The sequence below is a fragment of the Streptomyces sp. NPDC055632 genome, assembly GCF_053618675.1.
Map to the genome: position 1 here is coordinate 1 of NZ_JBSHHY010000037.1, position 19,571 is coordinate 19,571.

Sequence of the window (19,571 nt, forward strand, 5' to 3'; positions counted from 1 at the left end):
TCCGAGGAGTGGCACTTCGAGACCACCACCGTGCATGCGGCCGGCGAGGAGATGCGAAACCTCGCTGCAGAGTTCCAGATGTTTCTCACGAGCACGGTTGGATAGCTGAGCCACCACGTGAGACAACCTCTTAGGCGGATCGCGCTCGCACGTGGCGAGACCGTCAGAAACGAACGGATTGCGGTCGCCATGTTGAATCACATGCCGACAGGGCATTGGCAAGCAGCGGTGGTAGTCCGTCCCTCGACGTGCGTCCAGAGCGTCAAAGCGAGGGCGCCGCTGGAGCTTGAGAAGTCTGGCAACGAGGGTGGCGTGAGACGGCAGGCCGGTTGCCCGTGCCGCCGCCGGCAGCACCCGGCTCCACAGCTTCGCCGTCGGTGAGGATGTCGGCCAGGCCGCCTTGTGGCTGCTGGCAGCCTCGAAGCCCCCCCTGTGCAGAGCGGTTCTTCTTCTCCGTGTTGATGACGGCGGCTGCCTGTGCATCGCGCAGCAGGGCCCGCAGTACCAGGTTGGCCAGGTGTGGACGGCTCCGAGCAGGAGGTGGGTGCTCATCTCACAGAGGGCTCGCACCGCCATGCGCTGCGCGGCAAGAGTCGCCTCCAGGTGTTCGGCCGGCCGCTCGATCTGCGGGGACTGAGATCGCTGTGCATCCTGCTCGGCAGCCCAGACAAGCGTGAGCTGCTCGCCGACACTGCCGGCGAGCCCATGTATCTCGACCACCCGATTGACCAGCGGACCACAGGGGCCTGGTACAGCAGCCTTTCCGTGGACCCTTCGGTGCCAAGCACCGGCCCGCGGCAAGCACTCACCCGGCACCAGGTCCCCCACGCTGCCGACCCTCACGCTCGACGCGGCTCACACCAGGCCCTCGCCGCCACCCGCGAACTTGCCCACCGGGCGCCCGCCGTCGAGGACAGAATCCACTGGTCGCAGGACCGGCTGGAACGGCAGCATCCAGCGTCTCGTTCTCACGGCCTGGGCACCGAGGAGTCGGGCACGGCCGGAACGGCGTCGACACTCTTGACCGGGTCAAAGGTACGCCGGGAGCAGAGCGGGCCGATGACCGGCTTGTTCGTGGTGAAGGATCTGCCCCTGGCACGAGGTGTGTGCCGTATCAGCACCGAGGCTCGCTGGGTGCACGTGCGCCCAGCGAGCCTCGGGAGGGTCAACTGCCGTGCAGGGGGACTAGAACGCGATCCACTCGGTGGACGTGGTGACCTCCTTCAGGACGTCGGGCAGCGGCTCGACGCACAGGCCCGGCTCCTCAGGGACGTCGAGGTGGCCGTCCGCGAGCACGAACGGCTCCGTGATGTCCGTGGCGAAGTAGCGGTGTGAGCCGGAGGTGTCGCCGGGAGGTGAATCCGGGTAGGGCGGCGAGGGCGACGTTGGCGGCGCGGCCGATGCCGGTTTCGAGCATGCCTCCGCACCAGACCGGGATGCCGTGGGCGCGGGCGATGTCGTGGATGCGGCGGGCTTCGAGGTAGCCGCCGACGCGAGCCGGCTTGATGTTGATGATGGAGCAGGCGCCCAGTGAGATGGCCGCCGCGGCGTCGGCGGCGGACTCGATGGACTCGTTCAGGCAGATCGAGGTGCGCAGGAGCTTCGCGAGCTGGGCGTGCCGGACCATGTCGTCGTTGGCCAGGGGCTGTTCGATCAGCAGCAGGCCGAAGTCGTCAAGCTTGGCGAGCTGCTGGGCGTCGACGAGGGTGTAGGCGGCGTTGGTGTCGACCTGGAGGAGCAGGTCGGCGCCGAAGCGTTCGCGTACGGCGCGGACGGGCTCGACGTCCCAGCCGGGTTCGATCTTCAGCTTGATCCGGACGTAGCCTTCGGCGACGTAGCCCTCGACGGCGTCGAGGAGCTCGGGGATGAAGTCCATGATGCCGACCGAGACGCCGCAGGGGACGCGGTCCGAGCGACGGCGAGAAGCATGACGAAGCAGAGCCGTGGCGGCATGTAGGTGATGAGTCAGGGCGGCGGACCCGCCCCCGAGGGGGTTCGCCTCGGGAAGGGGCGGGTCCGTCGGGCCGTCAGGCGGCCAGCTCCGTCACCGGCAGACCGGCGGCGGACGGCCGTCGGCGAACCTTCGTCACGCGGGAAGCGGCCAGCAGGGTGTCGGCGGCCGCCAGAGCGTCCTCGACTCGGTTCGTGCCGGTTACCACGCACAGGGTGTACGAGACGTCCTCCAGTCGTTGTCCCTCCCTCTTCTCACCACGTACTTCGGCAATACGAAGATCGGCATAACGGGTGAGCAGGGAACGGAGGAGGCGGGAATCGGGTGTCAACACAGGCCGGCCTTTCACGGTCCAACAAGTGACACCCGTTTTCCCCGCCCGCGCCTGAACATGCGCCCCCGGAAGAATCCGTGCCATCAGGGCCCCCTGTCGCCTGTCTCCTCACCCGCAGGGCGACCACGCCTCGGGCGGTGTCGGCCCGGAGCGCGGCGTCCTACCGGTCGACGGGCACTGATGGCCACGGGAGACGAGTGCTGGACGGGTCCGAGCAGCCGACAGACCGACCGGGACGGCGTCACCACGGACGATCGCGGCGCGGCGTGTCCCTGCACAGGGAAGTACGTCCGCATCCGTTCCGTCCTCGGGGGTGGGGATCGCGGCGGAGCGGGTAGCAGGAAAGGCACTCCCGGGCCGTGGACCGTCATCGGCCGGTGCGCCCCCTGACGAGGAGAAAGCAGGAGCGTACACCCGGGCGACCGATGGACCCGGCGGCTTGGAGGCCACCATGCACCACCCCACGTACTCGGCGGCACAGCAGCCCCAGCCCTCGGGCGGACCCGCGAGCTGGGCATCAGACCTCATCGAGGCTTTGGGAGGCCCTGGAGCCGGCCTGGCCGTCGCGTTGGAGAACCTCTTCCCGCCCCTGCCGAGCGAGGTGATCCTCCCCCTGACCGGCTTCGCGGCCGGGCAGGGCGTGCTCACGCTGTTCTCGGCGATGTTCTGGACCACCCTCGGCTCGGTCGTGGGAGCCCTGCTCCTCTACTGGCTCGGGATGCTGCTCGGGCGTGAGCGCGTGCACGCCCTCTGGGCCAAGCTGCCGTTGGTGAAGGTCTCCGACCTGGAACGCACGGAGAAGTGGTTCGCCGAGCACGGCAGCAAGGCGGTCTTCCTCGGCCGCATGGTGCCGGTCTTCCGCAGCCTCGTCTCCGCTCCGGCCGGGGTGGAGCGGATGCCCCTGCCGTTGTTCGTGACGCTGACCGCGCTCGGCAGCCTGATCTGGAACGCCGCCTTGATCATGGCCGGCTACTGGCTGGGCGACCAGTGGAACGTGGTGGAGAAGTACGTCGGTTTCCTCTCCAAAGCCGTCCTCGTCCTGAGCGCCCTTGCCCTCACGGCCTTTGTGGCCGTGCGGTGGCGCAATCGCAACCGTGAGCACCACACTCCCTCGGACCGCACTTGAGATCTCACTGATCGATGCGTGAGAGTGGTCGGGGGCCAGGCCGGATTACTGGCCGGCCACGGGTGAGTCGACGGACCATGACGCCGATCACCGCCCAGCGTTTGGGCTGGACCTGGAAGCCCTTCTGGCCGGGCCCTTGCGGGCGACCGCCTCCTGATAGAGCAAGCCATCGGCGCTCTCGACAGACGAGCAGCCCGGGAAATCGCGGCGGCCGTCAAAGAACCCGACGCCGACTTCCTGGCACGCACTCTGCCCGACCCTCACGCTCGAAATGCCCGGCCGTGATGGCATCGAAGATGCCACGGCCCTGGGCGACATCATGCGCGTTCCGTCAGAGGCGCATGATCGGCCGGACAAGTCCTAGCGGGCCGCGTTCAACAAGGGGTCGTGGTCCGGGCAGGGCGGGCGCAGGGACGGGGCCGGAACCCGGTAGTGGATTCGGTCGCGCAGCCGGCCCGTCCACGGCTCCTCCGGGGAGGCGCGCCTGACGAGCAGATGGCGGCTGCTCCCTCGCACGAGATGGGTACGGTACTCGTGCAGCAACGGGTCCTCGGGACCGAGGAAGTCCCTCACCTGGTCCTCCACCAGGCAGAACGGGCAGTGGGTTCCGGGCGGCAGATGGAACTGGCGGCCCTCCGGCCGCGTGTCGTCGCCGAAGGCGGTGAGCACCAGGGCACCTCTGGGTGACACGCAGACGCCCATGACCTGCGGCCCCGGGGCTTCGGTCACCGCCCGTACGAGATCGTGGAAACGGGCGGTGTCCACGCGCTCGATCCGGGCCACCGTGGCGCGGAGCGCCGCGAACGCGCTGGCCGTGGCCGCGAGCAGGGAGACCACCGCGACCACCGGTGCCGCCCAGGACGGACCGGTCGCCCAGAGGGTCCAGAGCAGGCTCACGTTCAGCACCGCCATGAACAGCACCGCCGTGCCGAGCCCGGCACGGCCCTTGCGCACGACGCGGTACGAGAACGCCAGGAAGGCGCCCACGAGGACCGGCACGATCCAGTCGGGTACCGTCATCCGCGTAAGCCGTCGTATCGCATCCCGACTCCCCCTTGGAGAAAAGCGTTCGACGCTCGATGACGACTTCCCCATTGCGACGTCGACCTCCTGGACATGCTTCCACCATGGGGCCGGTCACCACCAGCCGTCGGAGCGGAAAGCCCCCGGCCCGCTGAGGCCCGCGGCCCCGGGCCCGGCCTAAAGGTGGGCCAGAGCGAACGCCGACAAGAAGCCGATCACGGTGACCAGGCCCGTCAGCAGGTGCACCCTGCCGTACGCCTCGGGGATCATCGTGTCCGCGATCATCGCCAGTATCGCCCCGCCCGCCACCGCCGTGATCGTCGCCATCACCGCCGCGGACGCACCGCCCAGCAGGGCGTAGCCGGCCAACGCCGCCAGACCGCTGACCACAGCGATGCCTCCCCACAGGGCGAACACGTATCCGCGACCGCGCCCGGCGGCACGCATCCCGGCGGCGCTCGCGAGCCCCTCGGGCAGGTTGCTGATGAACACCGCCCCCACCGTCGCCACTCCCAGGTGCCCGCCTCCCAGCAGGCTGGTACCGATGACGACGGATTCCGGGACCCCGTCCAGCAGCGCTCCCAGGGCTATGGCATTCCCCGATCCCGGCGCCTCGTCCTCGGAGGGCTGCTGTTCCCCGGAGCGCTTCCGATGCCGCGCGCCCCGTCGCGCCAGGAGGGCATTGGCCCCCGAGTACACGGCGGCACCGCCGACGGCGCCGGTGACCACGGGCATCATGCCGGAGCGTTCGTACGCCTCGGCGATGAGTTCGAACGACACCGCGGCCATCAGGACACCGCTGCCGAAGGCCATGACCAGTGCGATCAGCCGGGGCGGAACCCGCACCAACGTGCCGACGGCCGCCCCCACCAGCAGGGCCGCCCCCGCGAACAGGCCCCATCCGCCCGCAACCAACGCTCCCGTCACAACCGGCCCCTCTCACCATCGTCGACAGATGCGCCCCTCCTACCCGCCGAACAACAGAACAGCGAACGCCGGCACGATCCCGTCTGGTACCCGGCAGGTATGGGCGGGACGCGGCCGGGCATCCGGGCAAGGAGCCGGCCGCACTCCCGGGCCGCCCGTCGACGTCGAGGAACTCCGAGGAGCGAGAAGGTGAAAGGATTCCGCAGCTTCATCCTGCGCGGAAACGTGGTCGACCTGGCCGTGGGCATCGTCATCGGGGCAGCGTTCACCGCCGTCGTCAACGGCTTCGTGAGCGCCTTCCTGACGCCCCTGGTCGGGCTGGCCGCCGGCGCCACCGGCGACATGAACCGCAAGACCTTCACCGTGGGCGCCACTCAGTTCCCCTACGGTGCCTTCATCAATGCGGTGATCAGCTTCCTGCTCCTCGCCAGTGCTCTGTACTTCCTCGTGGTACTGCCGATCAACAAGCTGCACGAGCGTCTCGCGCCGCACCAGGACGTCCAGGCGCCCAAGCGGGACTGCCCCGAATGCCTCAGCCCCGTTCCGGCCCGGGCCCGCCGCTGCGCGGCGTGCACCGCTCCCCTGCCCGCGGTACCCGTCCAACCGGGGGACACGACCCGGCGCATCGAGTAGCGGGCTGCCGGTTCCACCCCTGTCAGGGCGGGCCGGTGCGGTAGGGAATGGAGATGTGCGCCGCGCAGGGGCGGTCGGGAGTCGGGCAGCCGGTACATCGTGTGCAGGGCGCGGCGAAGGACGGCCAGGTAGCCGGAAGCCGACCGCAGGGCGCTCAGGACGCCGCTGATCAGCGGCGTCCACGGCCGGAAGGATGCTGTGCAGGGCGCGGCGGGGCGGTGCGGACGTCGCGGACGGCCAGGCAGGCCACCACGTGCGCGACGGTCTCGCCGAGGCCCTGAAGACCGCCGCGGGCGAGCGCAGCAAGGCGGCCGGGGATCAAGCGCCCCCGCGACGGCATCCACGCGGGTGGAGACGGCGATAAGGGCCCGGCTGAGACAGGCCGTAGTCGAGCACGGCAGCGGCGCCCGTAGCGGTGTCTCGCGCGCGAGACGATTCGATGCAGGCCCCGACCGCGTCGTGGATTGCGGTCAGCGGCGGCCGCACCGGGCCGGCGACGTCGCCCTGGTCGTGCTCGTGCTCATCCCCGTCTTCATCGTCCTGCGTGTCGGCGAGCCCAGCCAGGACGCGCGTGTCCTCCGACAGGTGCTCTTGCCCCATTGCCAAGTGATATCGACCGGTGCGGTCGAACGCCTTGTCGGTATGGTCAGCCCATGGACACCCTTCTGGAGAACGTGGATCGCGAGATCTTGAACGGCCGGATCATCCATGCGATCAAGGCGTACCGGGACGCGTCCGGCTGCACGATCCACCAAGCGATGGACTTCGTCCGAGAGCGCGACGCGGAGCTCCACCGCGACCGACCGAGCACCTGACCTGCAGGCTTCCTGACCGGTCAAACTCTCTTGGCAACCGGTCAGGATCGCCTGTCGGACAGCCGGCCCGGATGCGTCCGCCACCGTTCGTCTGCCAGCCACCACCTCACCCACGTCCATCGCGCTGACCTGCGGCAGTCCGTCTTCGGTGACGCAAGCAGTCGTCAGTTGGTGTCGTGAGAACGCGTGTTGCCCCCGTGCCACGGCCCGACACGCAGCGGTGCCGATGGGCGGCTCTGCGGTGTCGGTGTCCGGGTACGGGGCCCGGACAAGGAATCGGAACGAAGTGAAGCGGACGGTCAACGCCCTGAAAAACTTCAGGGCCGTGGCCACGAGGTTCGACAAGCGCGCCTGCGTCTTCCGGGGCACCATTACCGCTGCCGCGACCCGGCTGTGGCTCAGGACGTGATCGGGCAGCAGGAATTCAGAGCCATCGTTGTGCCGCCTCGACGCTGTCCCCGCCACTGGTGTTGAACACAATCGCGGCCCGGGGCGCATGGCGCCGGACCAGGTTCACGATCTGCTCGAAGAGCGGAAGCAGCGGCTCGGTCCTGCGGATCCCGGCGCCGACGACCACGACATCCCACGGCTGCCTGGTCAACGATGCGACGAGGGTGGACTCGGCCGATTCGTCGAACACGATCAGTGTCATGGCCGCGTCGATGCCGTGCTCACCGAACCGGGCGAGCTCCGCGTCGAGCGCCGCACGAAGAGCCTCTCCGTCAACGCCGGGTATCGCTTGCGGGTCGTAACCGACAACAAGTGCAGAAGACATGCGGCCAACCTACCGAGCCCTGCTGTCGGCGTACTCGTCAAAGTGCTCGGCCAGGTACATGAGAACGTGCCCGGTGACCGGCTGGCACGGGACCCCGAGATCCCCGCCCGGGCTCAGGGGATGAGGATGACCTTGCCTCGGATCCGTCCGGATTCGCTGAGGTCGTGGACGTCCGAGAGGTCGGCCAGTGGCCGTGACGCGCTGATGTCGATGCTGAGCGCGGCCGCGTCGACGAGCTCCACGAGCGCCGCAAGATGTGCGACATCATTACGGGCGACCATGTGCGTTGCGCTCACGCCGGAATCGGCAGCCGGCTCGACAGGAGTGGCAATCGAGACGATCCTCCCGCCCGGTCGTACCAAAGATGCCAGGGCTGTGGCGGCCGACGGACTCAGCGGGACCAGATTGAGCAAGGTGTCCACCGGACCGTCGAGCGCGCCACCCACCGGCCCGGCGGTGTAGTCGATCACTCGGTTCGCCCCCTGCCGCAGGACCACCGTGGTGCTCCGCGGACTCGCCGTGGCGACCACCTCCGCCCCCGCGTGTTTGGCAAGCTGCGTCACGAAGCCTCCGACACCGCCCCCCGCCCCGTTGACCAGTACCCGCTGACCAGCACCCACCTTCCCGTGCTCGAGAACCGCCTGCCAGGCCGTCAGGCCGGCCACGGGAAGGGCCGCAGCGTTCGCGAGAGGGACGGACCTCGGCGCCGCGACCAGCACGGCTGCCGGCGCACGGACGTACTCGGCAGCCGCACCCCCACCGTCGAGCCGCCCGATGACCCGGTCGCCGACGGTCAGGCCCTCCACCCCCGCGCCGATCTCGACCACGGTGCCGGCGACGTCCCAGCCGAGCGCGTAGGGCAGAACCACAGGGAAGAACGTCTGGAGCATTCCGGCGCGCAGAGCGGCCTCAGTCGGATTGAAGGACGTCGCTGCGACACGGACAAGCACTTCACCGAAGGCGGGTCGCGGACGGGGAACCGCTTCATGGCGGATCACGGAGGCATCGCCGTAGTCGTGGATGCGCGCGGTCTTGATCATCGTCATGCCGCGAATCTACGAGCACTCACGGAGACGATCCATGCGTCAGGCTTCCCAGTTCATGCGCATACGTCTCGCACCCCTACTCTCGGCGCATGGACGTACTCAGCGACGTGGTCGCGGTGACACGGACCGGCCGGCCCCGGTCGGCGCACGTGCGGTGGCATGCCCCGTGGGGACAGGAGTTCGCCCCCGTCCCGGGGTCGGCGGGCTTCCAGGTGATCCTGCAGGGTTCCTGCTGGCTCCTGCCCCCGGACGCGGAACCCGTCCAACTGGTCGCGGGTGACGTGGTGTTCCTTCCTCACGGCAGCGGGCACACGCTGGCCGACAGTCCCGAAACCCTGGTGACGGCCCCTGTCTGCGGCCCCGACGACCACCAGCTGTACGGCCCCTACGCGTCCGACAGAGTCGACCGGAGCGGAGCCGGCGGTTCCGTCACCATGGTGCTCTGCGGGGCCTACCAGCTCGACCCGTCCCGCACTCACCCACTGCTGCTGACCCTCCCGGATCTGATCCATCTGCAAGCACGTTCGGACCGCCATCCTGAGCTGGGCTCAGCTGTGGCCCTCCTGGCCGCCGAGCTGGAGGACCCGCGCCTGGGCGCGGACGCAGTCGTCCCCGCCCTCCTGGACACACTCCTGCTGTACATCCTGCGCATCTGGTTCGACGAACAGCCCGCCCGAGAAGAGACCACCGGATGGGCCGCGGCACTGAACGACCACCAGGTCACCGCCGCCCTGCACGCCATCCACCGAGACCCGGCAGCACCCTGGACCGTGGCGGGACTCGCCGAGCAAGCCGGGCTGTCCCGGGCACCCTTCGCCAGACGATTCGCCGCGCTGATCGGCCAACCGCCCCTCGGCTACCTGACCTGGTGGCGGATGACCACCGCAGCACGCCTGCTGAGGACATCGAACGCACCGTTGAGATCCATCGCCGCACAGGTGGGTTATACGTCCGAGTTCGCCTTCGCCCACGCCTTCAAACGAACCTACGGAACCCCACCCGGCGCGTACCGCCGGAACAACTGATCCGGATCGGCAAACCTGAGCATGTTCAGTCGTACGCGGCTGGGCGCATTCGGGTGTGCGCCGACACCTGCGCGAACATGATCCGCCGAACTGGCCTGACAACCCAAGCAGCCAGCAGGCAAAGCGCGCCCGGCGTGACAGGGACACCCACCCTGGTAGCCGTCCGACCACCACGTGCTCCGAGACGGACGAGGAACCGCGAGCGGCCATGAAGGGCCTGTGTCCCACCACACTGGCCCGAAGCCGAAGACGCGCTGGCGTGACAACCGGGCGGCGAGGGGCGCCACCCGAGCCTTCCCGGGCGGCGCCCCTCGTTGTGCCGGGCGGGTCAGGCAGGGGTGGAGGCGGTCAGGCGATGCATCCGACCACCGCGTCCCCCACGCGCAGCCAGCCCTTGCTGTCGGAGCGGTACCAGGCCCAGCCGGCACCGGTCGCGCACAGGACGAGCGCCCACGGTCCGACCTTCTTGACCAGGATCTTCGCTCCCTTGCCGGCCCAGTTGAACGCCGTGACGAGCCACGACCACCACGGGTCGGCGGTGACGGGATAGACGACACCGGCCCGGTCGTGGTCCACGACCTGCACCAAAGAGCCGTCCCTGAGCGTGAAGTGCGTCGGTACCGCCTTTCCTTCCGCGTCCTTCGCCCAGGGCGCCGCAACCACGGAGACCGGCTGTCCGTCAGACCCGAGGACAGCGGCTCCGCCGTCCTCGGTGAGCACCACCCGGCCGCCGCCTTCGATGCTGATGCCGTAGGCGTACTCGGTGGGCGCGCCGGGCTCGGCGATGACGGTCAGCATGCGCGCGCCGCCGTCCTCGGTCGCCTGCACCGCGTTGGAACTGCCGGTAGCGGATCCGTAGGCCACTGTTCCGGGCGCGACCAGCCTGCCCCGGGAGCTGTCCTCGGCGCCCGGCAGGTCGATCGTGACGGCGGGACCGTCCGCGCGGTCGACGGTCACCCCTTGCGAGGCGTCCTTGGGAATGTCGACCGTCGCGCCTGCCGCCGTGCTCGTCGCGGCCGAGTCGGCATCGGTGACCGCCTTCACGGTGTCGGACTGCGCGAGCAGACCGGGAACCTCCTCAAGAGCGCGGGTCACCTCGGTCGTGGTCACCACTGCTTCGGAACCGGTCGTGTCGGCCGCGAACGCGGGAGCCGTCAGGCCACCCAGCATGAGAGCACCGGCCGCCAGAAAGCAGATCATCTGTCGCTTCACGCCGCTCCCCCCTTTCGTACTTGGAACGGACGCGTCGCCCGCGAGGCGACGCGAAGCGCCATGCTTCAGCCTGGGACAGGATCCGAACAGACACCCTCCGCGATCGTGACGCGCCCGAGATGTCCGCGAAAGAAAAGAGAAGAACTTTCGTCATCCAAGATCCGGAAGGATCGAGAAGAGCCCCTTTAGCAACCTTTTCCTTCCTCTTCTACCGTTCGCGTGGCCACCCGGCCGACGAGCCGTCCGGTCAGGCACCGCGGGATGCGACCGGACAGGTCGATCGACGACGGGCGGAGAAGCACGCGAAGCTCCTGGCGGTTGCGGGCGTTCTTGGTCGGGAACCCGCCCTACCGGGAGCTTCGTCGTTCAGCAGATCCGTCCAGCGTGCGGCTGGCACCGTCGGGTCGGGAAAAGGATCAGTCGGTCAGCAGGCGTACCTGGTTGTCGTCCGTCACCTCGTACACGTCGATGTGCAGGATCTGTCGTACGTGGGCCGGAACGCGCGCTGCGGCCTTGACAGAGGAGGACGGCACGACGAGGACGTAACGCGTGTGCGGGTTCTGGCTCGTCATGCGGCGCAGCAGCCGGCCGTAGGCGATGTCGGCGTCGATGCCTTTCTCGCCGGTACGGCCCTCGGCCTCGCAGATCAGCCGTTCTTCTCCGCGCACGGCTTCCAGGTCGGTCCACCGGTCCGTGGGATCGACCGGTGTCCAGCGTTCGGCCAGGAGCCAGGTGCGGAAGGTGTCGGTGACCCGGTCCTCGTCGCTGTCGCGCGCAAGGAGCTTCCTCAGTACCACCAGATCGACGTCTTCGTTGCGGTGCAGCCGCCCGCGGCCGTCCGCGTCCAAGTCCGCGGGGCGGATGACGATCAGGCGCAACCCGTGCGCGGGGATCTCCGTGTCGCGCCGGGCGTCGTACAGGGCTCGCTGCTCGCCGCGATGGACACCGCTGACGGTCAGCCGGTCCGGCTTGTCGAAGTGGGCCATCGGCTGGTCGTGCTGCAGTTCACGGTACTCGACCACGAGCCCATGACCCGGCCAATAGGCATCCACCGGCAGCCTGACCTGCCTGCCGCCCACTCCGGGATCCCCCACCAGCCAGTCGAACCTGTGCTGCGCCAGAGCGCTCTCCCCCAGGATCCGGCTGCACAGACCGACGACATACGCCTCGTCGCTGTCATCTCTCGTTCCCATGAACGGGCATCCTGCCACCACCAACCCGGTCCAGCCCGCCCTGCGGGCCGGCGGTGGACCGGTCGTCGCGTTCGCCGCCTACGCCTCCCTGGTCGACCGGGACGACCCGGCGGGGCCGACGCAATCCGCGAGCCGCGCGCCTCTTCACCGAGGTCAGCGGGTCAGCGGGTCAGCGGGTCAGATGCCGAACTCCGCCGCCGTCAGGCCGAGCGCGGCACACGCCTCGCGGATGATCTGCTCCTCGGCAGGCTCGATGAAGCCGTCCGCACCCGCGATCACAATGCCGGTCTGGATGACGGCCCGCGCCTCGGCGGGCTTCTTCGCCACCTTGACGACCTCCTGAAGCACCGCCGCCTTGCCCATGACGAAACCGGCCGAAAGCTGGTCGGCGTGCTTGTTGAAACGCTGGCGGAGCTGGTCGGCGGGGAAGTTCTGAAGCACGTCATTGGTGAGGATGAGCGATTCGACGTGCTGGCGCTCGGCCGGGTCGACCCGTCCGTCGGCGGCGGCCACCAACGCGCACATGGCCATGCTGGCGTCCCGGAAGGCGCCGCTCTTCAGCTCCGTCTTCAGCGACGTGAGCTGCGACTTCAGCGCGCTCACGAGCTCGGCCCTGGAACCGCCCCCGGACCGTGCGCCGGACGGCCCGTGGCCGCCGGAGCCGCCGCGCGCCCCTTGGGCCTGCTGCAGACCCCTGGCCGCCTGGTCCTTGATCCGATCCCACATCGCCACTCGTGCCACCTCAACTTCTGTTACGTCGTCCCTCGCCGGGTGCGCATCATCGCGCACCACCCTGCCAACGCCATCCACGCACCGTAAAGTTCCACCACCACAGCTGACACGACGCACTCAGCTCACATGCCACCTCGACACAGTCACAGTCGCGCCCGGCCCGCCCCATGCGGAGCCGTCATCGAGATCACTGTCAACATCCTGGTCCATTCCCGCGCGGGGAGTAGTGGAGTTGGTGGGCTTCCGTGCGTGGCATGTGAGGGCTTGTTTGCTTGTCCGGCGCGTTCTGGGCCGGGGCTGGGGCTGTCAGTCCGTGGTGGTCAGGCAGTGGTCGAGGAGGGCGTGGATGCGGGAGGTGGGGAGGGAGGGGTTGGTGGCGGCGCCTTCGGCGGTGTCGGAGGCGGTGAGAAGGGTCTCCAGGGTTTCGGGGGTCAGGGAGGGGTTGGCGGCGGCTGCCCGGCGTACGGACGGGTCGGGGTCGTTCAGGGGGAGGTCGGTCAGGGTGGGGTCGGCTGCGGCCAGGGCGCGTACCTGTGGGTCCGGGTGGTTGATGAGGTGGGCGGTGCCGGTGCGAGGGAAACCGGGCAGGGTCAGCAGATGAGGTCGGTGGGCTGGGCGGGTGACGAAGACGTCCAGGAGGAGACGTGGCGGGGCCAGGGGGTGGTGGCAGGCCAGGTCGACGCGTACCGCTTCGTCGTCGTCCTGCGCGAGCTTGTCGACGAGTTCGGCGGGCAGGCGGGGCGACCTCGCCGCGACCTGGCGAAGCGCCGGTTCCCCGGATGCTGCGCAGGCGGCGAACCATTCGGGTGAGGAGTCGGTGTCGGGCTCGTTGATCGGGCAGGTGCAGTCCGGTCCGTGGCCGTCGGTCCAGTTGAACCAGCTGTACTCGTCCCAGGTGCGGGGGTAGGGACGGAGGCGTACCCGCACCCGCACGCCGTCGTCCGGGTCCTGCTTCAGCTCCGCGATCAGGTGCGGTTCCAGGTCGGGACGGGCGGCGATCAGCGCGCGGACCTCGGCCTCGGGGTGGCGGGCGAGCCGGGCAACGGCATGGGCCGGGATGTGGGGGTTGCGGGCCAGGGGGAGCACGGTGCCGTCCGCGAGGCACTGGTCGACGACCGCGTCGGACAGGGCGCACGTGGCGAACACAAACAACTTGCCGCGCGCGTCGTAGTCCGGCAGCTGGGTCTCCACCTGTCGCGGGTCCAGCACCCGGTCGGCGTTCTCGGCCGCTTCGCGGACGGCGGGGTCCGGGTCGTCGAGCAGCGCCTCCCGCTGCTCCGGGGTGAGCGAACCCCAGTTCTGGGTGGCCCGTATCCGGAGCCCGGAGTGCTCACGATCGGCCAGGGAGCGGCGGAAGGACAGCGGCATCTGCCGGGACGATTCGAGCTCCGACGTGATCTCCTCCGCGGTGAGCCTTCCGTCGTCGCCGCCGTCCTGCGCGGTCAGGAGGGCGACGAGGATGTCGTCCGGGAGCGGCCGGACGTATCGGAGCCTGAAGCCGCAGCGGGGATCCGGGCCGCCGGCTAGCCATGCGCGGACGAGGCCCGACGGATCCTTCGCCAGCGGAGCGAGCCTCGCCGGGTCGATGAACCGGTTGCGGGCCAGCGCGCCACGAATAGCTCTGACCGGATGGCGCAGGGCCGCATCGACGACAGCGTCGGGCAGGTCACGGCCCTCGCACATCAGCGGGCCGGTCTTCCCCGCCACCGGGTCGAGCAGACGTGTCAGCGCCTCTGCGGGCGCGGCCGGGTTGAAGGCGATACCGCGCAGCCACAAGGCACGAAGGGAGTCGGGCATCTCGCCATCCTGCCACCTACCCCTTCCGAGCCGGGCTGGCAACGGCAGCGGCAGCGGCAGCGGCAGCAAGCGGTGCGGTCCAAAGCGTGAACGGACGCGCCCATCGCAGTCGGCCACCTCTGCCACGACCGCTTGACGGCAGCGGCCTGGTCACCTCATAACCACACAGATGCGACTCCACCTCGGAAGACGTTCTGCGAGCCCGATCCGTCGCCCTGAAACGCGTCAGGAAAGTACCCATCGGGGCGGATGCCCCGGGTCGGTCGGGCAAGTGAAGACGTGGAGGTCTCGGTCACGGCCGAAACGGAGCCGGGTGGGCTGGGCGACGGACTGGCCGCCCCGGATCGAGGCCATCCCCCGCCGGGACGGATCGCGGTCTTCGAGGGGCATCCAGCTGTGCGAGTCGGGGTCCATCTCGTCGCCCCCTGCTGTCAGCAGGAGCCGCATCGGGGCCACGCAGGACGCGCAAGTGATGTCCATCGGGCCCGTCGACGCCCAGCTGGGAAAGCCGCCGACCCGCCAACCGGGCGGTATCGAGAGGGCACCCTGGTAGCTGAGGACGTCGCGGCCGCCTTTAGCCGTCTGGGCATCGTCCCAGGCATCGATGCGGGCGATCAGAGCCGCAGGCAGCGTGTCGTCCTCCGCCCACGGATAGGTGTCCACCTCCTCGGGGTGCACGACACAGGGCTCGGGGAGTTCGTGCTCCCACCGCAGCAACGGCACTTCGGGCGCGGCGGCAAGGAAGTGGTCCGCTTGCTCGGTCCGCGCGGTCCACCGCCACTGCAGGAGGTATCGGCGCTCCAGGTACGGGCCATGGGTGAACGGGCAGCGGAAAAGCTGCACCAGGTCAGCTCCGCCGGGTCCGGCGGCCAGGCCGGGAACGTCCCGACCGAAGAACTGAGCGAGCGCCACGAAGGGTACCGGCCCGCCCTTCCCGGGACTGCCGTCGTCGGGCCACTGGCGGCTCCGTGGCCATGCGCCCACGGCTCGGGCTGCGCGGATCTCATCCGGTGCGTATCCCTCGGTCTCGGGCTCGTGGGGCTCGCGGCAGACCGGCCACGGCTCGTTGCCCGGCCACAGCAACGGCCCGCCGACATGGCTGTCGTGCCGCCCGGGCCGCCCCGGCCGTGGGTGCAGGCGGGTGGTCCGCCCTCGGTACGCCGCCAGCTCCGGGAAAACGGTCTCCACGGCAACCGGCCTGGCCGGCGTTGTCCTGGTCATACGCGGAACGTACGCGGCAGGGAGCACGCCACGCGAACGGGTTACCGCGAACCCTCCCGTGAGGACACCACAGGTGGTCAAACCAGAGCGCGCCGGGCCGAGCACAACCACGGCCCTCACAAATACGTAGGCGTTCCCAAATCTCGGCAACAACACCTCCCGTAGGAGGAGAGCGGTCCTGCCATTGAGGAGCGGACATTCTCGAAACCAACCAACAGAGGCGCAACCGCACTCACCGTCGCCGCCCACCCGACCCGCGAGCGCCTGACTTCTTCGTACGGCCATCGCGTACAAAGACACCTCATGAGTCAAGCCGTCAAGCGCAGACCGGCCCCACGCGGAAATCGGGTACTCGGTGCGGATACGGCCTGAGAGGCTATGAGGGTGACCGAGACGACCCCTCATGACGCCGCCCGTGCCCGATTCACCCGCCAGGCTCTGGCGCGCCTCGTCCTGTGCAATCACGCAGCGGACGTTGCGGATGGCGCCGCCGGCCTGGTCGCCACCGGCAACGACCCTGACACCGGTCCCGGAGGCCGGGTGAGCCAGGCATTCCAGCTCATCGAACTCGCGGAGCGCGCTCTGGTTTCGGCCGCGATCTACGAACGCGAGCGAGGCAGCTCCTGGACGGAGATCGGCCAGTACCTGGGTATCGGTCCCGCAGAAGCGGAGGAGCGGTTTGCCACGGAGCTGGACAACTGGAACACGGCCTTCGAGGTTCCCTACCGGCTCGACGACACCGGTCGAAAGCGCATACCCCAGCTGCCCACGGCAGCGTACGACCCCGCTTGGGCGTGCGACCGGCTCGATACCTGGACCGGGAACCGGCTCGTTCTCGTCAACGACAAGCGCCCCGTCAGCTCGGGTCTCGTCATGGCTGTGCCGGAAGAGGAGCACCCGTCAGTGAACCCGTAGCGGTGCTCGCCGGGAAAGCGATCGCTTCGTCGAACAGACTGCGCGTCTGAAGGCAGTGGCGGAGCCGGCTGAGCATCCGGTTGAACAGGTGCCGCGGAGCCCGCATGTGCCAGTCCCCTTCTGCGCGGCGGCGCCGATAGTGGAAGTCCGCGCCGGATGAACCGCTCAGGGAGGCGAAGGTCCACAGGTGGCTGATGTGGTTGAGCCGGTCATTCTCACGAACCGGCTTCCGGCGTGGCGGCGTTTGCCCGAGGCCCGCGTGATCGGGGCGGAGGCGGCGTACGCCTTCAGCCCTCCAGCCGTGGCGAACCGGGCCCTGTCGTCGCCGATCTCGCCCAGAATGCGGGCACCGACCTGGGGGCCGATCGATGCCCCCGGGGAACGTGACGGCGAGGGTGCGGCGTGCTTCAGGGCGTGTCAGGGTTCCCGGCTTGTCCCTGAACGCCTCGATCATCGCCGGGAAGTACTCCCCCGGTAGCGACCGTAGTTGTTTGGCGCGCTGCTGTGCATGGGTGTGCACGGGCCAGGACGGCGATGGCCTGGGCCGGGTCGGTATCGGCGGGCAGCGGGCGACGCACCGGCACGTCGGTACGGATGATGTTGGCGAGGACCAGGGTCGCGACCTGGTCCGGGTGGACGTCGGGACAGGCGGGGCGCCGCCGAGGTGGGCGCGCAGGCCGGCGTGAACGAGATGGTCGACTGCCGAGGTAGTCACGTGCGGACGGCTGTACGGCAGCCGCTTCCCCGGTGTCTCGGTCAGCCACTCCGCCGACTACGACGCCCCCGCCCGGACCGCCTCCGCGTCCGCGTTCTCGACCACCGCACGCGACCACCGGCCGGGCCCGGCATCGGCCGCCGGGACCGGCTCCGAATACGTCGCCCACCGCCGGGCCGGCATCGACGCCTTCAACCGGCCCGCAGTCCCGCACTCGTCATACGACTCACGCACGCCTCGTTCCTCGGCTCACACCACGGCGCGGCCCGCCGACCGGGCCGCGCCCGAAAGATTACGTCCTCGGTTCTTTTCCTCCGACATGCGATCTCGACCGAATTGGAAGCGTCGGCTTCTGGAGTGCGGCCGGGCCGGTCGCCGGTAAGTCCGGTTCGCGCAGTGCGGATCAGTGCCGTTCGAACGCCAGGTCTCGCGGCCGCATGTGCTCGCGTGGCCCCGCCGCCCGCAGGACCGCGTCCAGCACCCGGGCCGGGTCGGCCGCGTAGGCATGTGAGAACCACGCCATGTTGGCCTCCACCACGGCCCAGCGGTGGCCTGGGCGGTACGGGTCCAGCAGTTGCCCGACGTCCACGACGACGGCACTCGGCAGCGTGTGCCCGGCCGCGGCGGCCAGCCGGTCGGCGAACTCCGTGATCTGCGCGGCGGTGGCCCGGTCCGCGCGGTCCGTACCGAGCGGGCGGGGGTCGAGCCGGCCGAACACCGCGTACCGGCTCGCCGTGGCGATCCGGCCGTCCAGCAGGAACAGCCGGTACTCGGCCGCGAAGGTCACCACGTCGGACAGCAGCACCGGTGTTGCCGGATCCAGGGCGGTGGGCAGCCGGGAGCCGTCGGTGTAGACATCGGCCGGGAAGGACTTGTCACGGGGCGGCTTGACGAACGTCGGCCGGTCGATCGCCCACGCGTCCGCGATGGTCCCCGCCCGTACCCGGCGGCCGGTGAACTCTTCCGGCAATTCGGCGAGCCAGCCGTCCGCCGGCTCCAGCAACGCGAACCCGAGCCGGCCGGCCAGCCGCGCACCCGCGACCGGTCCGCCGTACCAGTAGGCGGGGCCCGCCAGGCCGGGCTCCTCCGCCGCTCTGACCGGCATCCCCCGGCCCGCCGCCTCGACGGCCAACAGTTCCATCGTCGACGTCCGCCGCCCAGGCATGACCAGCACCGCGAACCCCTCCTTCGCTCCGCCACGATCAGAAAACAAGCTCCAGCCTCGCAGCGCCGACCACGTACGAGTTCGTCAGCCGTCGAGGAGGAAGAGCATCCCCATCACGGCGTGGAGGACGATCAGGGCGCTGCAGCAGAAGACCAGGACGGCGCCCGCGTAGGTGTTCACCAGGTGCGTGAACGGCGGCACCGGCACCAGCACGTCCGCAGGGTCCTCCGGGGGGTGGGCCACGGTGATCGTGGGGCCGGCCTCGCCGTGCAGGAAGCCTCGGTACGTCCCGGTCGCGTCCGGGTAGACGTACCCCCCGCGGGACATCGTGGCCCGGGTGGCGGTCACCATGACACCGTACTGGTACAGCCAGCGTTCCCGCCGCGCGCGGATCACCCCGTACAGGCCCAGCCACAGGCCCAGCCAGGCGAGGCCGCCGACCAGGACCGTGAGGAGCACCAGGTCCCATCTGCCCAGCGAACCGGCCACCACGCAGAGGACGACGAGCGCCAGCAGGTGCCACAGCGTGCCCCGCAGGATCCGGCGGTGGAACCTCGTCCGCCAGGTGGGGGCGAGCGAACGGACCACGGCGAACGGGGCCCCGTCGACGTCGTCGCTGTCGGTCCGGTTCGCCAGGATCGCGTTGACCCCGTCGGCGAAGGCGGTGGCCGCCGCCTCGTCCACGTCGTCGATGCGGTGGACGCGCGGCGTCGCCCCGGCCTTCGCCCGCAGTTCGATCAGGACCGAGCGGCCCTCGGCGCGTATCCGGCCCAGCCCGTCGGGGGTGAAGGTGACCTGCTCGCGCGGGAGGTCGAGGACCAGTCCGATGTCCTCGACGGACAGGACGGCCCCGTCTCGGCCTCGGAGCACCGGGAGGGAGGAAATGGAGGTCGACATGGGCATGATCGTAGAGCGGGATGCCGTTCCGGTCAGCCCTTGGGTTCCCCGCTCGTCCTGCCCTTTCAG

The 19,571-nt window shown here is 69.7% G+C and carries 17 protein-coding genes and 3 pseudogenes; 6 read left to right on the forward strand and 14 right to left on the reverse strand.

The genetic code is table 11. The annotated features are described in order from the left end of the window. Nucleotides 1-1,185 precede the first annotated feature (1,185 nt). Both menC and ACWGSR_RS31715 read right to left on the reverse strand, forming a co-directional pair. A pseudogene (gene menC, locus ACWGSR_RS31710) lies at nt 1,186-1,909 on the reverse strand (o-succinylbenzoate synthase); the annotation flags it as partial. 118 nt (nt 1,910-2,027) lie between these two features. After that, nucleotides 2,028-2,369, reverse strand: coding sequence for a DUF5133 domain-containing protein (locus ACWGSR_RS31715; protein ID WP_453571678.1), 342 nt, complete (start codon nt 2,367-2,369; stop codon nt 2,028-2,030). A gap of 367 nt (nt 2,370-2,736) precedes the next feature. Between ACWGSR_RS31715 and ACWGSR_RS31720 the strand changes: the two genes are divergently transcribed. Then, on the forward strand, nt 2,737-3,411 hold the full coding sequence (locus tag ACWGSR_RS31720) for a DedA family protein (RefSeq protein WP_453571682.1): 675 nt from the start codon (nt 2,737-2,739) through the stop codon (nt 3,409-3,411). A gap of 360 nt (nt 3,412-3,771) precedes the next feature. Here ACWGSR_RS31720 and ACWGSR_RS31725 read toward each other — a convergent pair whose 3' ends face one another. Further along, nucleotides 3,772-4,431, reverse strand: coding sequence for a hypothetical protein (locus tag ACWGSR_RS31725; RefSeq protein ID WP_453571685.1), 660 nt, complete (start codon nt 4,429-4,431; stop codon nt 3,772-3,774). A gap of 180 nt (nt 4,432-4,611) precedes the next feature. Further along, nucleotides 4,612-5,361: a ZIP family metal transporter gene (locus tag ACWGSR_RS31730; protein WP_376236805.1), complete on the reverse strand. Its 750-nt coding sequence runs from the start codon at nt 5,359-5,361 to the stop codon at nt 4,612-4,614. Nucleotides 5,362-5,550: 189 nt separating this feature from the next. On the opposite strand from ACWGSR_RS31730, the gene mscL reads away from it, so the two are divergent. The 3 genes and pseudogenes from mscL to ACWGSR_RS31745 all read left to right on the forward strand — a co-directional run. Then, nucleotides 5,551-5,994: a large conductance mechanosensitive channel protein MscL gene (gene mscL, locus ACWGSR_RS31735; RefSeq protein WP_376236803.1), complete on the forward strand. Its 444-nt coding sequence runs from the start codon at nt 5,551-5,553 to the stop codon at nt 5,992-5,994. Between the two features lie 653 nt (nt 5,995-6,647). Next, nucleotides 6,648-6,809, forward strand: coding sequence for a hypothetical protein (locus ACWGSR_RS31740; RefSeq protein ID WP_376236799.1), 162 nt, complete (start codon nt 6,648-6,650; stop codon nt 6,807-6,809). Nucleotides 6,810-7,080: 271 nt separating this feature from the next. Then, nucleotides 7,081-7,218 (forward strand): annotated as a pseudogene (locus ACWGSR_RS31745) (IS5/IS1182 family transposase); the annotation flags it as partial. Nucleotides 7,219-7,233: 15 nt separating this feature from the next. Here ACWGSR_RS31745 and ACWGSR_RS31750 read toward each other — a convergent pair. Further along, entirely contained in the window at nt 7,234-7,584 is a 351-nt protein-coding gene (locus ACWGSR_RS31750; protein ID WP_453571689.1) for a hypothetical protein, read from the reverse strand. A gap of 113 nt (nt 7,585-7,697) precedes the next feature. After that, nucleotides 7,698-8,630, reverse strand: a complete 933-nt coding sequence (locus ACWGSR_RS31755) for an NADP-dependent oxidoreductase (RefSeq protein ID WP_453571692.1) — start codon at nt 8,628-8,630, stop codon at nt 7,698-7,700. Nucleotides 8,631-8,719: 89 nt separating this feature from the next. Here ACWGSR_RS31755 and ACWGSR_RS31760 point away from each other — a divergent pair, with 89 nt between their 5' ends. Beyond that, on the forward strand, nt 8,720-9,655 hold the full coding sequence (locus ACWGSR_RS31760) for an AraC family transcriptional regulator (RefSeq protein ID WP_453571695.1): 936 nt from the start codon (nt 8,720-8,722) through the stop codon (nt 9,653-9,655). Between the two features lie 348 nt (nt 9,656-10,003). Here the strand turns inward: ACWGSR_RS31760 and ACWGSR_RS31765 are convergent, their stop codons facing one another. From ACWGSR_RS31765 to ACWGSR_RS31785, 5 genes are all read right to left on the reverse strand, one after another. Beyond that, a complete protein-coding gene (locus tag ACWGSR_RS31765; protein ID WP_453571698.1) occupies nt 10,004-10,867 on the reverse strand; it encodes a hypothetical protein in 864 nt (287 codons plus the stop codon). A 416-nt stretch (nt 10,868-11,283) separates the two neighbouring features. Beyond that, nucleotides 11,284-12,060, reverse strand: a complete 777-nt coding sequence (locus ACWGSR_RS31770; protein ID WP_453571700.1) for a hypothetical protein — start codon at nt 12,058-12,060, stop codon at nt 11,284-11,286. Nucleotides 12,061-12,237: 177 nt separating this feature from the next. Continuing rightward, nucleotides 12,238-12,792 (reverse strand): tellurite resistance TerB family protein, encoded by a 555-nt coding sequence (locus ACWGSR_RS31775; RefSeq protein WP_453571703.1) that lies wholly within the window; start codon nt 12,790-12,792, stop codon nt 12,238-12,240. Nucleotides 12,793-13,098: 306 nt separating this feature from the next. Then, nucleotides 13,099-14,589: a hypothetical protein gene (locus tag ACWGSR_RS31780; protein WP_453571706.1), complete on the reverse strand. Its 1,491-nt coding sequence runs from the start codon at nt 14,587-14,589 to the stop codon at nt 13,099-13,101. A gap of 225 nt (nt 14,590-14,814) precedes the next feature. Next, nucleotides 14,815-15,810, reverse strand: a complete 996-nt coding sequence (locus ACWGSR_RS31785; protein ID WP_453571709.1) for a hypothetical protein — start codon at nt 15,808-15,810, stop codon at nt 14,815-14,817. 378 nt (nt 15,811-16,188) lie between these two features. On the opposite strand from ACWGSR_RS31785, the gene ACWGSR_RS31790 reads away from it, so the two are divergent. Then, a complete protein-coding gene (locus ACWGSR_RS31790) occupies nt 16,189-16,725 on the forward strand; it encodes a hypothetical protein (RefSeq protein ID WP_453571712.1) in 537 nt (178 codons plus the stop codon). Here the strand turns inward: ACWGSR_RS31790 and ACWGSR_RS31795 are convergent. From ACWGSR_RS31795 to ACWGSR_RS31805, 3 genes and pseudogenes are all read right to left on the reverse strand, one after another. After that, a pseudogene (locus ACWGSR_RS31795) lies at nt 16,682-17,339 on the reverse strand (transposase); the annotation flags it as partial. The gene ACWGSR_RS31790 and the pseudogene ACWGSR_RS31795 sit on opposite strands and share 44 nt — an antisense overlap. Before the next feature lie 504 nt (nt 17,340-17,843). Beyond that, entirely contained in the window at nt 17,844-18,581 is a 738-nt protein-coding gene (locus tag ACWGSR_RS31800) for an ATP-grasp domain-containing protein (protein ID WP_453571800.1), read from the reverse strand. 108 nt (nt 18,582-18,689) lie between these two features. After that, the gene (locus ACWGSR_RS31805) at nt 18,690-19,502 is read right to left on the reverse strand and encodes a hypothetical protein (RefSeq protein ID WP_453571714.1); all 813 of its coding nucleotides are present in this window, start codon (nt 19,500-19,502) and stop codon (nt 18,690-18,692) included. Between the last annotated feature and the right edge of the window lie 69 nt (nt 19,503-19,571).